This is a genomic window from Phycisphaeraceae bacterium (assembly GCA_019636655.1).
Taxonomy (GTDB): Bacteria; Planctomycetota; Phycisphaerae; order Phycisphaerales; family UBA1924; genus JAHBXB01.
This window is the reverse complement of sequence record JAHBXB010000007.1, coordinates 48,963-61,649: the sequence shown is the minus strand read 5'-3', so window position 1 is coordinate 61,649 and position 12,687 is coordinate 48,963. Positions and strand designations below refer to the sequence as shown.

13 protein-coding genes are annotated in these 12,687 nt (G+C 71.8%); 10 read left to right on the top strand and 3 right to left on the bottom strand.

All coding sequences use genetic code 11. The features are described from left to right. Window positions 1-196: 196 nt before the first annotated feature. The 8 genes from KF745_14855 to KF745_14820 all read left to right on the top strand — a co-directional run bounded on the left by KF745_14855 (window position 197) and on the right by KF745_14820 (window position 6,126). Window positions 197-1,762, top strand: coding sequence for a phage portal protein (locus KF745_14855; GenBank protein ID MBX3359697.1), 1,566 nt, complete (start codon window positions 197-199; stop codon window positions 1,760-1,762). Window positions 1,763-1,842: 80 nt separating this feature from the next. After that, window positions 1,843-2,274 carry a hypothetical protein gene (locus KF745_14850; protein ID MBX3359696.1) on the top strand — a complete coding sequence of 144 codons (432 nt, stop codon included), beginning with the start codon at window positions 1,843-1,845 and terminating at the stop codon, window positions 2,272-2,274. A 68-nt stretch (window positions 2,275-2,342) separates the two neighbouring features. Beyond that, window positions 2,343-3,512, top strand: coding sequence for a DUF5309 family protein (locus KF745_14845; GenBank protein MBX3359695.1), 1,170 nt, complete (start codon window positions 2,343-2,345; stop codon window positions 3,510-3,512). 192 nt (window positions 3,513-3,704) lie between these two features. Further along, the gene (locus tag KF745_14840) at window positions 3,705-4,322 is read left to right on the top strand and encodes a hypothetical protein (protein MBX3359694.1); all 618 of its coding nucleotides are present in this window, start codon (window positions 3,705-3,707) and stop codon (window positions 4,320-4,322) included. Between the two features lie 46 nt (window positions 4,323-4,368). Then, window positions 4,369-4,782: a hypothetical protein gene (locus KF745_14835; GenBank protein ID MBX3359693.1), complete on the top strand. Its 414-nt coding sequence runs from the start codon at window positions 4,369-4,371 to the stop codon at window positions 4,780-4,782. A gap of 32 nt (window positions 4,783-4,814) precedes the next feature. Then, window positions 4,815-5,213 (top strand): hypothetical protein, encoded by a 399-nt coding sequence (locus KF745_14830; GenBank protein ID MBX3359692.1) that lies wholly within the window; start codon window positions 4,815-4,817, stop codon window positions 5,211-5,213. A 29-nt stretch (window positions 5,214-5,242) separates the two neighbouring features. After that, on the top strand, window positions 5,243-5,542 hold the full coding sequence (locus KF745_14825) for a hypothetical protein (protein ID MBX3359691.1): 300 nt from the start codon (window positions 5,243-5,245) through the stop codon (window positions 5,540-5,542). Window positions 5,543-5,556: 14 nt separating this feature from the next. Beyond that, window positions 5,557-6,126, top strand: a complete 570-nt coding sequence (locus KF745_14820; GenBank protein ID MBX3359690.1) for a hypothetical protein — start codon at window positions 5,557-5,559, stop codon at window positions 6,124-6,126. On the opposite strand, the gene KF745_14815 is transcribed toward KF745_14820, so the two are convergent. From KF745_14815 to KF745_14805, 3 genes are read right to left on the bottom strand one after another with little or no spacing between them, the layout of a single operon-like run. Further along, complete coding sequence (locus KF745_14815; GenBank protein ID MBX3359689.1) at window positions 6,116-8,089, bottom strand: Hsp70 family protein; 1,974 nt, start codon at window positions 8,087-8,089, stop codon at window positions 6,116-6,118. The genes KF745_14820 and KF745_14815 overlap by 11 nt on opposite strands. 25 nt (window positions 8,090-8,114) lie before the next feature. Continuing rightward, a complete protein-coding gene (locus KF745_14810) occupies window positions 8,115-8,624 on the bottom strand; it encodes a hypothetical protein (protein MBX3359688.1) in 510 nt (169 codons plus the stop codon). Window positions 8,625-8,639: 15 nt separating this feature from the next. Next, a complete protein-coding gene (locus KF745_14805; GenBank protein MBX3359687.1) occupies window positions 8,640-9,182 on the bottom strand; it encodes a hypothetical protein in 543 nt (180 codons plus the stop codon). 93 nt (window positions 9,183-9,275) lie between these two features. On the opposite strand from KF745_14805, the gene pheT reads away from it, so the two are divergent. Then, window positions 9,276-11,426 carry a phenylalanine--tRNA ligase subunit beta gene (gene pheT, locus KF745_14800; GenBank protein MBX3359686.1) on the top strand — a complete coding sequence of 717 codons (2,151 nt, stop codon included), beginning with the start codon at window positions 9,276-9,278 and terminating at the stop codon, window positions 11,424-11,426. 316 nt (window positions 11,427-11,742) lie between these two features. Beyond that, a complete protein-coding gene (ilvE, locus tag KF745_14795) occupies window positions 11,743-12,660 on the top strand; it encodes a branched-chain-amino-acid transaminase (protein ID MBX3359685.1) in 918 nt (305 codons plus the stop codon). Window positions 12,661-12,687 lie beyond the last annotated feature (27 nt).

The following is a 12,687-nucleotide window of genomic DNA, read 5'->3' as shown; positions in this document are numbered from 1 at the left end:
TGCGCGCACAAAACGGCCCTCGGGCCGCCCCTGCTCGCTCACAATTCTCAACTTTTTATCTACCTGCAGCCAAACGACTTACGCACCACTTGAGCCCTCCACCCCGCGCCCCTGTGCGCGCGCCGGCGCTCCCCCGCCCCTGGGTAGCGACGCACACCCGCTCACCTCGCCAATCGCACCAAAGGGGACACCGGACATGGGCTACATCCTGACACCCTTCGCCGACGTCGGCCCCCGAGGCCTCAGCGACGCCCTCCTCCTCTCTCTCATCGCCCACCACGAGGGCGTCTCCCTCCCTCGCTTCCGGCGCCTCTGGGCCTACTACCGCAACCCCGTCACCCGCCTCTCGCCCCGACCCGGCTCGCGCCTTGCAAAGCCCTACCGCCTCGGCCAGGAACAGGGCCTCCCCCACCGCTTCCGCGATGAGCCCGCACCCCTCCCCGGCGACGGCCCGCGCGCCGACAAGGAGGTCGTCATCGAGAACGACATCGCCTGGCGCCTCCACACCATGATCGAGTTCATGTTCGGCCGCCCGCTGCGCTTCGTCTCCCTCGCCGACGACCCCCGCACCCGCTCCCGCATCGAGGCCGCTCTCGACCGCGTCTGGGAAGCCTCCGGCGGCATCGCCCTCCTCCAGGACCTCGCCCTGCTCGCCCACGTCTACGGGCACGTCGATCTCATCGTCCGCCCGGCGCCCGCTTCCCCCATTCATCAGCCCGGCGCCGACCCGGCCGACCCCGCCGCCGCCGCGCGGATCGAAGCCGTCGAGCCCACCCGCGGCCTGGCCCTGCTGAACCCCGACGACTTCCGCATCATCGACGCCTACATCCTCCACTACCAGCGCGAGAGCGCCGCCGTCGAGCCCGCCCCATCCGGCTTTGCCCGCCCCATCCGCCGCTTCCTCGGGCGCGGCGCCGACCCGGGCGCCGACGACCTCCCCGGCGCCCGCCGACGCCGGCTCGAAACCGTCACCGAGATCCTCTCGCCGCGCCATTGGCAGCGCTACCAGGGGGACTTCGACGCCGCCGGACCCGGCGCCATGCGCCTCGTGGGCGAGGGGCCCAACACCATCGCGCCCGGGATCGTCCCGGTCGTCCACATCCAGAACCAGAGCCAGCCCTTCGCCTTCGAGGGCCTCGGAGAGGTCGAGCCGCTGATCCCCCTCCAGGACGAACTGAACACCCGCCTCAGCGACCGCGCCAGCCGCGTCACCATGCAGTCCTTCAAGATGTACCTCTGCAAGGGCATCGACGGCGTCGACCGCGCACCGGTCGGGCCCGGCACCGTCTGGTCCACGGACAACCCCGCGGCGTCCATCGACGCATTCGGCGGCGACGCCGCCTCGCCCAGCGAGGACCGCCACATCGAGGAACTCCGCGAAGCCCTCGACAAGGCCAGCGGCGTCCCGCCCCTCGCCACGGGCGTCGTCCAGGGCAAGGTCGGCAACCTCACCAGCGAGAACGCCCTGCGCATCACCCTTGCCGGCCTGCTCTCCCGCACCGCCCGCAAGCGCGTCACCTACGGGCGCGGCCTCGCCCAGGTCTGCCGCCTCGTCCTCACCGCGCTGCACCACGCCGGCGTCCTACAGACCGCCGAGCACGACCGCCTCGTCCGCATCGACTGGCCCGACCCGCTGGAGCCCGACACCGCCCAGCGACTCATCGAGGCCAAGGCCAAGCGCGACCTCGGCGTCCCCGCCGCCACCGTCCTCAAGGAACTCGGCTACGCCGCCGGCCCCGACGCCGACCCGGGCGTCGAGTAGCCCGCGCCCAGCGCGTCCTCGCACCCACCGTCAACCCGCACCACCAAGCCTCTCGCACCACCACGACAAGGGGGACCCACATGAACGACACCGCGACAACCACCAACTCCACCTTCAATCCGCAGGCAAGCGGCGAGATCGGCCAACTCCAGGCCCGCGTCGCCTCGCTCGAATCCGAACTGGGCGCAGCGCGCACAGCCCTGGGCGAATCCGACCGCGCCCGGCGCGTCCAATCGGCCCTGATCCAGCACCACGCCTTCGACCTCGACACCGCGCAGGTCCTCGTCGAACGCCTGATCGCCGGCCAGGATCCGCCCCGCATCGAGGAGGCTGTTCGCGAACTCCGCCGCAAGAAGCCCTACCTCTTCCGCGCCGGCGCCGCGACGCCCTCCATGGGGGCCCACCCGACCGCCGAACCGCCCGACAACCTGAGCACCCTCGCCGGTCACGCCGCCCGCACCGGCGACCGCCGCAGCGTCATGGGCTACCTGCGCGCCCGCCGCAACCACTGACGCCACCGACTCACTCACCGTTTCCCGTTCGCACCACCGACCGCACAGCACACAAGGGGGACACCATCATGGCCTTCACCGGAAGAGCAACCTTCACCGCCGGCGCCGACCTGCCCGAACTCATGGAGGACGTCGCCGACATCGTCGGCATCGTCAGCCCCTTCGAGACCCCGCTCCTGGACTACCTGGGCGACGCGAAGCGCGCCGCCACCAGCACCATCCACGAGTGGCTCGAGGACTCGCTGCTCCCCAACACCGACACCATCAACCAGTCCACGTTCACCCCGTCGCCCCAGTCCGCGACCGCCATCACCGTCGTCAACGCCGATCGCTTCCGCGTCGGCGACCAGGTCCGCCCCGACGCCTCCCGCGAGGTGATGCTCGTCACCGCTATCGCCGGAAGCGTCCTCACCGTCGTCCGCGCCTACGGCGGCACCACCCCCGCCACCCTCGCCAACTCCCTCAAACTCTTCATCCTCGGCAACGCCGCGCTCGAGGGCGACTCCCGCCCGCCCGTGCTCGCCACCAGCCGCCTCCGCCGCCGCAACTACACCCAGATCTTCTCCTCCAGCGTCGAGGTCTCCGGCTCCATGCAGGCCGCGCGCCAGGCCGGCGGCGTCGCCGACGAGATCGACTACCAGAAGCAGGAGCGCCTCCGCGAACTCCTCCGCGACCTCGAGAACTGCGTCATCAACGGCGTCTCGCCCGCCGCGAACCCGCAGGGCTCCGCCACCGTCCGCCGCTCCATGACCGGCATCATCAAGTTCATCACCACCAACGCCTTCACCCCCGGCCAGGGCGGATTCCCGGTCGGCGGCGGCGGTGGCACCGACCTCACCGAGTCGCTCCTCAACACCGCCCTCCGCGCCGTCTGGGAACAGAGCAACGGCTCGGTCGACACCATCGTCGTCGGCGGAGCACAGAAACGACGCATCAACTCCTTCATCAGCGCCTCCCGCGGCTACACCCCCGCCGACACCCGCGTCTCCGACCTCGTCAGCGTCTACGAGAGCGACTTCGGCGTCTGCCGCGTCGTCCTCTCCCGCTGGGTCCCCGCCGATGCGCTCCTGCTCCTGGATTCCTCGCGCCTCAGCGTCCTCCCGCTCCAGGGCCGCTCGTTCGCCTTCAAGCCCGTCGCCAGCGCCGGCGACTCCGAGGCCGGCATGGTCCTCGGCGAGTACACCCTCGAGTGCCTCAACGAGAACGCCCACGGCATGATCCGCGGCCTCTCCGTCTAGCCCTTTCGCGCGAGCCCTCAGGGGGGAGGGGGGTGAAGCCCGACGTGCCCGCGGCGGCCCATGACACGCGGCGCCGCGCACCACGGCTTCCAGGCGGACGGGGGGGACGCTCTCCGATCCGCCGTTCACGTTCTTGCCTCACGCATCGACTCACGCTCGCCTCGCACGCACGCCTCACCGGGGGACCACCACATGTTCGCAGCCGACCGTGACCTGCTCATCCTCGAACCCTCCCTCTTCCGCGACATCTCCTTCCTCGCCCAGCGCATCCTCGAGACCACAGGCTCCACCTCCGGCGCCACCCTCACCATCACCGGCGACGCGGCCTCCCCCGGCGTCACGACCGGGCACGTCGTCCTCGTCGGCGGCGTCCCGCTCGAGGTGCTCGCCCGCACCACCGCCACCGTGCTCGAAGTCTCCCGCCCGCGCCTGGACTCCGAGTCCCCGCCCGTCACCCCGCCGACGCTCACCGCCCAGCCCGTGACCGTCACCACGTTCCTCCCGCAGATCGCCCTCGCCCACGCCTCCGTCCTGCGCATGATCGGCGTTGAACCCGGCGACCCCGCCGAGTCGCGCATCACCAACGCCCGCTCGCTGCGCCTCCTCGAATCCCTCATCGCGCTCGGGCTGGTCTACGACGCCGCCGCCGCGTCGACCGGCCCCCAGTCCCCGGCCGCGTTCCGCGCCGAGGCCTACCGCCTCCGCGCGGTGCACGAGCGCACCCGCGCCGTCGCCCGCCTCGACCTCGATGGCGACGGCCTCCCCGATCACTCCCGCTCCCTCAGCGCCGGCCGCTGGACCAGGGCCTGACTCGCGCCGCCTCCTCTTCTCCATCACGCAACGACACGAGAGCCGCATGATCATCCTCAATCCATCCAGCGTCACCTTCGCCGGCCGCACCCTCGCCGACACCGACGCGGTCCTGCTCGACCGCACCGCCACGCGCCTCGCCGAGGAATGGTCCGATTCCGGCCCCTACTGCGTCCTCGCCGATGTGCCCGAGCAGCGCGTCCAGATCCGCATCGTCCGCCGCATCCTGCGCGACGACCTCGCCCCGCCCATCCCCGGTGAGCAGGGCGCCCTCTCGCTCGTCACCTCTCCCAACGCCTCCGACGCCTCACGCCGCCGCCTCGCCGCAACCGCCGTCGTCACCGCTGTCAGCCACCAGGTCTCCGCCAAGGCCGCGACCCAGACCATCACCCTCCTCGTCCTCTCCGCCACCGGCGCGGCGGACCCCGTCTCCATCTCCGCAGCCCCCGCGCTCCCGTAGCCCGCACCTCCAGCCTCCCAAGGAACCGCCCCATGAGCAGCAGTTTCAAGGGCAAGGACCTCTTCGGATCCGGCCCCCATCGCTTCGCCACCGAGCCCATCGGCTCTCAGCTCCTCCCCACCATCCGCCTCGGCGCCGGCCCCATCCCCGGCACCACGTGGATCGGCCCCCTCGAAGAGGCCGTCGTCGTCCGCGGCCGGCTCGTCGCCCCCACCGACGCCGCCCTCCAGGAACTCATCGCCGCCATCGCCGAGGAACTCGCCGATCCCTCCAGCACCGGCAGCCTCGCCGACCACGCCGGGCACGAGTGGAAGAACATGTCCTTCGTCCTCTTCACCCCCGCCGACCGCACCGACCGCGCCCGTCTGGTCAGCCTCGCCTACACCGCCCGCTTCCTCAAGTTCCTCCTCCCTCCACCCGGCGGCAGCTAAGCCGCCCACCCGATACAGGAGCACGCCCCATGGAAGCAGAAGTCGCCTCCGCAGTTGCTCAGTTCGGCGTCGCCGGCCTCGTCGGCTGGATGTGGCTCTCCGAGCGCCGCAGCGCCGCCGCCCGCGAGCAGCAGCTCGGCGAGGCCCACCAGCGCCTCATGGAGAACCGCCAGCAACTCAGCGTCCTTATCGCCGCCCTCGACCAGAACACCCGCGCCATGACCGCCGTCGAACTCGGCCAGCGCCGCGCCGTCGAGCTGCTCGACCGCCTCCACCAGCCCCCTCCCCCGACGCCGGCCCCGCCCGCCCGCCGCGCCGCCGATGCGTGAAGTAGACTCTGCCCGTGAACGTACCCACCACCACCACCGCCTCAACCCTCGCCGCCGCCCTCGTCGCCGCCGCGGCGCTCCTCTCCGCGTGCGCCTCGGAGGGCGACGCCGCCAAGCCCGACCCCTCGGGCGCCACGGCTCCGGGCTCGTTCGCCGCCGAGCGCATGCGCCTCCTCCCGCTCACCCGCTTCTCGCGCGAGCGCGACAGCGCCGGCCAGTGGACCGACCAGCTCGTCTGCCACATCGAGTTCAAGGACCGCTTCGGCCAGGTCACCAAGGCCCTGGGCGATCTCCGGATCGAGCTGTACCGCCCCACCGGCAGCGCCACCGATCCCGACATGACCGAGACGCAGGCGCTGATCTGGAACGTCGACCTCTCCAACCCCGCCGAGAACGCGCTGATGTACGACGACCTCGTCACCCGCTCCTACATCGTCCACCTGGGCGGCCTCCCCGCGTGGCTCATCGCCTGGACCCAGGGCGAGGGACGGGAGCCCTGGATGACCATCAAGGCCACCTTCTCCATGAAGAGCGAGCACGACCAGGAGAAGCGCCTCGAAGCCGTCTACCGCGTCACGCGCTAGACGTCCCCTTCAGCGACTCCGCGATCGCGATCTCGTGCAGCCGCACGCTGGCGCGGTCCACCGCCTCCTTCGCCGCGTGGAACGCGTTGGCGTCCACCCCCCGCCAATCCCGCTCCGCCGCCTCGACCAGCCCCCGCAGCGCCGCCAGCCGCGCCTCCAGTTCCGCCCGTGCCCCCGGCTCCAGGCGCGCCCCGTGCCGCGCCAGTTGCGGCGCGATCCAGTGCAGGTCCAGCCGCGCGTTCGCGATCAGGTCCACCACGCGGTGCCGCGCCATGTCCTCCCGCGCGTTCGCCAGCGACTCCGCCTCCATCCGCTCCACCTCGTCCCGCGTCAGCCCGTGCCGCGGCACCACCTGCAGCGCCGCCCGCTTCCCCGACCGCCGCTCCACCGCCGACACGTTCAGGATCCCGTTGGCGTCCACCAGGAACTCCACCTGCACCTGCGGAATCCCCGCCGGCATCGGCGGGATCCCCGTCAGGTGGAACACCCCGAGCGACCGGCAGTCCGCCGCCATCTCCCGCTCACCCTGCAGCACGTGCAGCTTGATCGACGTCTGCCCGTCCACCGAGGTCGAGAACATCTCCGTCGCCCGCGCCGGCACCGTCGAGTTGCGCACCACCAGCTTCGCCACCGCGCCCCCCACCGTCTCGATCCCCAGCGACAGCGGCACCACGTCCAGCAGCAGCGCCGACCGGGTCGCCCCCGACAGCACCGACCCCTGCACCGCCGCTCCCAGCGCCACCACCAGGTCGGGGTCCAGCGCCGTGTACGGCTCGAGGCCGAAGAACTCCCGTACCCGCGCCCGCACCAGCGGTGTCCGCGTCGCCCCGCCCACCAGCACCACGCACGCCACCTTATCGCCCCCCGCGTCGTCGATCGCCCGGCGCGCATCCTTCATCGCCCGCCGACACGCCGAGATCGTCCGGTCCACCAGCGGCGCCACCAGCGCCTCGAACTCGGCCCGCGCGATCGTCCGCTCGTACACCCTCGCCGCGCCGTCCGCGCCCGGCCCCAGGTCGATCCGCACCGAGGCGGATTCCGCCTCCGACAGCCGGATCTTGGTCCGCTCCGCGAACTCCCGCACCGCGCGCCGCGTCGACGGATCAAGCCGCGGCATCCCCGCCGGTCCCGGGAAGAACGCCGCGGCGATCTCGCCCGTGAACAGGTCCATCAGCGCGTGGTCAAAGTCATCTCCCCCCAGGTGCGTGTCCCCCGCCGTCGCCAGCACCTGGAACGCATCCGCACCCGCCGCGTGTCCCTCCTCCTCCTTCTCCGCCGGCGTCAGCCGCAGGATCGACACATCGAATGTCCCGCCGCCCAGGTCGTACACCGCGATCGTCTGCGGCCCCGCGCCGGCGCCGACCCCGACGCCGTACGCCAGCGCCGCGGCGGTCGGCTCGTTCACGATCCGCACCACCTCCAGCCCCGCCAGGCGCCCCGCATCGCGCGTCGCCTGCCGCTGCGCATCGTCGAAGTACGCCGGCACCGTCACCACCGCCCGGCCGACCTCCACCCCCAGCGCCCGCGACACCTGCTCCCGCAGCCTCCGCAGGATCAGGGCCGACACCTCCTGCGGCGACACCACGCGGGGGGCCTCCCCGTCCGCCGCCGCGGGGATCTCGACCCTCGCCGTCTCGTGCGGCCCCTCCACCACGCGGAACGAGAGGTACTTCAGGTCCTCGCCGGCATCGGCGATCGACCGCCCCATGAGCCGTTTGACGCTCAGCACCGTCGAGAGCGGGAACTCCACCGCTCCGTCCCGCGCCTCGTGCCCGATCGTCGTCGTCCCATCGGCGTTGAACCGCACCGCGCTGGGGCATAGCGCCCGCCCCTGCTCATCCGGGATCACCCGCGGCGGCGCGCCGGCCGCGTCCGCCGCCGGCCACGCGGCGACCGCGACCAGGCTGTTGGTCGTTCCCAGGTCGATCCCGACGATCGGGGGCGTCGAAGCGGCGTCGCTCATCGACGACACGATAGTCGCCGGGGCCTCAGTCGCCCTCCTTCGGGGGGACGTAGATGAACTCGTCCTGGAACCGCTGCAGCACCGCGTTCTGGAGCATCTGGTTCAACTGGACCAGGAACGGCGTCGGGCCGCTGTGGAACTTGGTGGCAAAGACCTGGGTGGCCGACTTCGCCGTGAAGTCGTACTCACGCCCGTCGGGGCCGGGGTTGGTGATCGTGGGGGTCCGCTGCGGGTCCGGGTTGGCGTCCAGCAGGTCCGCGACGTCAACGAGTTCCTGCGACGAGATCTGGCCCGACCAGCGGGGCGTCTGGTCCGACCCCGCCCAGTAGGTCAGGACGCCGGGCTCGACGAGCTTGTAGCGGATATAGAGGTTGCTGGCGGGGTTGGTCACCTTGAGTTCCAGCACCCAGCCCCTGAGCGGCGAGTTCGCCGCGGCCGAGCCGCCGGCAGAGCCCGGCGAACTGCACCCGGCGGGGAGGCCGGCCAGGAGAGACAGTGCGACCGCCGCGCCCAGAACCATCGAGTGAGTCTTCATCGCCGTCCTTCCAGATCAGGGGGTGTCCAGCCACGCCAGCGCGCTCAGGCGGAGCGCCAGGCGTTTGAGCACAGCGCGATCCTCGGCCGAGAGCGCGGCCGGATCGAGCACGTAGGTCCTCCGCACGCCCGCGGCGGTGTACGACACGAGCACCATGGGCTTGATCGTTCCGTCCTCGGCGGGCACCGGCACGTAGGCGCCCACGCGCCCCGGATGGTCCGGCTCCAGCAGCACCGAATCCCGCACGTCCCACCAGACCCGCTCGGCCTGGGCGTGCGTGAGCTGGCGGGTCAGGGCCGGGTAGGTCGTCTCGGCCACCGCGGCGCCGGGGGTCACGCGGAGCACCCAGTCGGGCTGCAGGATGTAGCGGCCGGGCTTCACGTTCGGGTCGGGGACCGTGGGGATCGTCAGGGCGATGCTGAAATCCGGCGGGGGCTCGTCGGCCTCCCTGGCCGCGGCCAGCCGCGCCTCGGGCGTGGCGGCGCAGGCACCGACCAGCGCGGCGATCGCCGGCGCCAGCAGTCGGGCCATCGTGGTGGTGCGCGTATGGCGGGGCATCGGGCCGAGTGTACCCGATCGCGCCGGCCCGGATGGCACGCCCGCGGCGCCGGCGCGACCGATCGCCGGACCACGCGGGTATGCTTTGTCCCCATGCTGATCAGCGTCCGATGGCTCAACGAGTACCTCGACCCGGCGAACCTCACCGCCGAGGGCGCCGAGGCCGCGCTGACCAACGTCGGCTTCCCCATCGAATCCCACACCGAGCGCCCCGACGGCGACGTGGTGCTCGATGTCGAGGTGACCAGCAACCGCGGCGACTGCCTGTCGCACCTGGGGATCGCGCGGGAGATCGCCGCCGCGACGGGGCGCCGCTTCCGCAGCCCGTCGCTGGACATGCCCGCGACCGGGCCGGGGACCGCCCAGGAGTCGATCGAGATCGACAACCAGGTCCCGGACCTGTGCCGGCTGTTCACCGGGCGGGTGATCCGCGGCGTGAAGGTCGGGCCGAGCCCGGACTGGATGGTCCGGTCGCTCGAGTCCGTGGGGCTGCGGTCGATCAACAACGTCGTCGACGTGACGAACTACGTCGCGTTCGAGTTCGGGCAGCCCAGCCACGTCTTCGATCTCGGCACGCTGCGCCCCGCCGCCGCGGGCGGCCGGGCCCGCATCGTGGTCCGCGGGGCGGTGAAGGGGGAGAAACTCGCGCTGCTGGACGGGCGCACGGTCGAGCTGCGTGAGGGCGAACTGGTCGTGGCCGACGGCGCCCGCGTGGTGTCCCTGGCGGGGATCATGGGCGGGGCCGAGACGCAGGTGACACCCGCGACCACCGACGTGCTGCTCGAGGCGGCGACGTGGGACCCGGGCACGGTCCGGCGCGCCGCCCGGCGCCTGGGCCTGAGGACCGACGCCTCGCACCGCTTCGAGCGTCTTGTGGACTCGCGCACGATCGACACGCCCGCGCGGCGCGCGGCGGCGATGATCGTCCGCCTCGCCGGGGGGCGGCTGATGGGCGGGTCGGTGGAATCCGGGGCCGAACCCAGGCCGCTGCGCGAGCTTCGGCTGAGGCCCGCGCGCTGCCGCGCGATCCTGGGCATGGACATCCAGGCGGGGGAGATCGAGAAGATCCTGCGGTCGCACGAGATCGGCGTCTCCGCGGGGTGGGTCGCCGATGCGCCCGGCGTGGGCGACGAGGGGGTGATGGCGTGCATCATCCCGGCGCACCGGCCGGACCTGGAGCGCGAGATCGACCTGATCGAAGAGGTCGCCCGCACCGCGGGGCTCGACCGCATCCCGGTCAAGGAGACCGTGAGCGTCCGCGTCTCGCCGCCGCAGCGCGACGAAGCCGCGGCGCGGGAGATCGCCCGCACGCTCACGGGCCTGGGGTTCTTCGAGACGGTGACGTTCACGTTCGTGTCGCCGAAGGCGGCCGCGCCGTTCCTGCCGGCGGGGATGGAGCGGGTGGACGTGTGCGACGAGCGCCGCAAGGCCGAGCCGACGCTGCGGCCGAGCATGATCCCGAGCCTGCTCGCCTGCCGGCGCGCCAACCGCGACCACGGCGTCGATGCACCGGCGGGGGTGCGGCTGTTCGAGTTCTCGCCCGTCTTCGCTGCCGCCAAGGACATCGCCGTGGAGCGGCGGAACATCGGGCTGATCGCCGACGTGGCGCCGATCGCCGGCCAATCCGCCCACGATGCGGCGCAGCACGCGCTGCGGCTGGTGCGGGGCGCGATCGAGGCGGTGGTGCGGGCGGTGGCCGGCGATGCCGCGCCGGTGCAGATCGAGCCGGTGGCCGAGGCGCCGATGAGCGCGTACCGGCCGGGGCCGTTCGCGGGCGTCCGGCTCGGCGGGGAGATCATCGGGTGCTTCGGCCTGGTCTCGCCGGCGGTGCAGCGCGAGTACGACCTTGACCGCCCGGTGGTCGCGGCGGAACTGGGGCTCGATCCCCTGATCGCCGCGTACCCGCCGGCTTCGCGGGTGCGGGCGCTGCCGAGTTTCCCGGCGATCGAGCGGGACGTGTCGCTGATCGTCGCCGAGGAGACGACCTGGGCGCGGATCGAGTCGCTCGTGCGCAGCGCGAACCTGCCGATGATGGACGAGGACTCGGGCGGCCCGACGGGCCGGGCGGTTCAGTTCGTCGGAACCTACCGCGGGGCGCAGACCGGCCCGGGGAAGAAGTCGGTGACGCTCCGCCTTCGGTTCCGCGACCCGGCGCGGACGCTGCGGCGCGAAGAGGTCGACCCGCAGATCGCGACACTCGTGGACCTGAGCGGCCGAGAACTCGGGGCCGTGGTGCGCACGTAACGCTGTGGCGCCGGGCGCGAGCAGGGCCCGAACTGCGTTGTCACCGATTTCAGGCGGGACCGGCTCGCACCGTCGCCGGTTGGTGGACGTTCACGGGCAAAAAACTTACTGACACGGGGCACCGCTCGCGGGGTGAAGTGTACTATCTCTTTTGGCCGGTTTGGGAGACCGGCCCAGGACCTTTGTCTCCGCGTCAAGGAGGTACCGACGCATGAACAGCCCCACCAAGCCAGCCAAGACGGCCCACACGATGAACGGCGCCGGGACGAACGGGACCAATGGCTCGTCCGCGGCGGGGGTCCCGGCGTACGTCGGCATGTTCGCGAACAACCCGGCCGGCAAGGGCGAGAAGCCGATCGTCTTTGTCAACGGCCGCTACGTCCCCAAGGGCGAGGCGACGGTGTCGGTGTACGACCACGGCGTGCTGTACGGCGACGGCGTCTTCGAGGGGATCCGGGTCTACCGCGGCAAGATCTTCAAGTGCGAACAGCACATGAACCGGCTGTGGACGTGCGCAGAGGCGATCCGCCTGAAGATCCCCATTTCCCGCGAGGAGATGGTGGGGATCATGCGGGAGTGCATCAAGGCCAACGGCCTGTCGGACGCGTACATCCGCCTGCTGGTGACGCGAGGGGCGGGGACGCTGGGGCTGGACCCGCGCAAGTGCCCGGTGCCCGGGGTGATCTGCATCGCGGACCAGATCTCGCTGTACCCGCCGGACCTGTACACCTCGGGGATGAAGGTGGTGGTCGCGCAGCGGCCGCGGATCCCGATCCCGTGTCTTGATCCTCGCATCAAGAGCCTGAACTACCTGAACAACATCCTGGCCAAGTGCGAGGCGATCGATGCGGGGTGCCTCGAGGCGATCATGCTGAACGTCGAGGGGTACGTCGCGGAGTGCACGGGCGACAACATCTTCATCGTCAAGGGCGGGAAGGTGTTCACGCCGCCGAGCGAGGCGGGGATCCTGGAGGGCGTGACGCGTCGGTTCGTGATGGAGACGCTCTGCCGCGACTGCGGCGTGGCGTGCGAAGAGAAGATGATGCGGATCGAGGACGTGCTGGGCGCCGACGAGGTGTTCCTGACCGGGTCCGCCGCGGAGATGATCGCGGTGACGGAGATCGACCGGAAGGGGACGGCGCAGAAGATCTCGACGGGCGAGGGACCGGTGACGGCGAAGCTGCGCAAGCGGTTCCGGGAGATTGTGACGAGCGACCACGTGCCGGAGGATTGACCGGCCGCGGCCGGACACGGTGAAGTG

Bases quoted from the DNA above. Each gene is read 5' to 3' on its own strand.
- ilvE (MBX3359685.1), top strand. From the start codon at position 11,743: ATGTTCGCGAACAACCCGGCCGGCAAGGGCGAGAAGCCGATCGTCTTT.
- KF745_14810 (MBX3359688.1), bottom strand. From the start codon at position 8,624: ATGAAGACTCACTCGATGGTTCTGGGCGCGGCGGTCGCACTGTCTCTC.
- KF745_14835 (MBX3359693.1), top strand. From the start codon at position 4,369: ATGATCATCCTCAATCCATCCAGCGTCACCTTCGCCGGCCGCACCCTC.
- KF745_14850 (MBX3359696.1), top strand. From the start codon at position 1,843: ATGAACGACACCGCGACAACCACCAACTCCACCTTCAATCCGCAGGCA.
- KF745_14840 (MBX3359694.1), top strand. From the start codon at position 3,705: ATGTTCGCAGCCGACCGTGACCTGCTCATCCTCGAACCCTCCCTCTTC.
- KF745_14815 (MBX3359689.1), bottom strand. From the start codon at position 8,089: ATGAGCGACGCCGCTTCGACGCCCCCGATCGTCGGGATCGACCTGGGA.
- KF745_14830 (MBX3359692.1), top strand. From the start codon at position 4,815: ATGAGCAGCAGTTTCAAGGGCAAGGACCTCTTCGGATCCGGCCCCCAT.
- KF745_14855 (MBX3359697.1), top strand. From the start codon at position 197: ATGGGCTACATCCTGACACCCTTCGCCGACGTCGGCCCCCGAGGCCTC.
- KF745_14845 (MBX3359695.1), top strand. From the start codon at position 2,343: ATGGCCTTCACCGGAAGAGCAACCTTCACCGCCGGCGCCGACCTGCCC.
- KF745_14805 (MBX3359687.1), bottom strand. From the start codon at position 9,182: ATGCCCCGCCATACGCGCACCACCACGATGGCCCGACTGCTGGCGCCG.
- pheT (MBX3359686.1), top strand. From the start codon at position 9,276: ATGCTGATCAGCGTCCGATGGCTCAACGAGTACCTCGACCCGGCGAAC.
- KF745_14825 (MBX3359691.1), top strand. From the start codon at position 5,243: ATGGAAGCAGAAGTCGCCTCCGCAGTTGCTCAGTTCGGCGTCGCCGGC.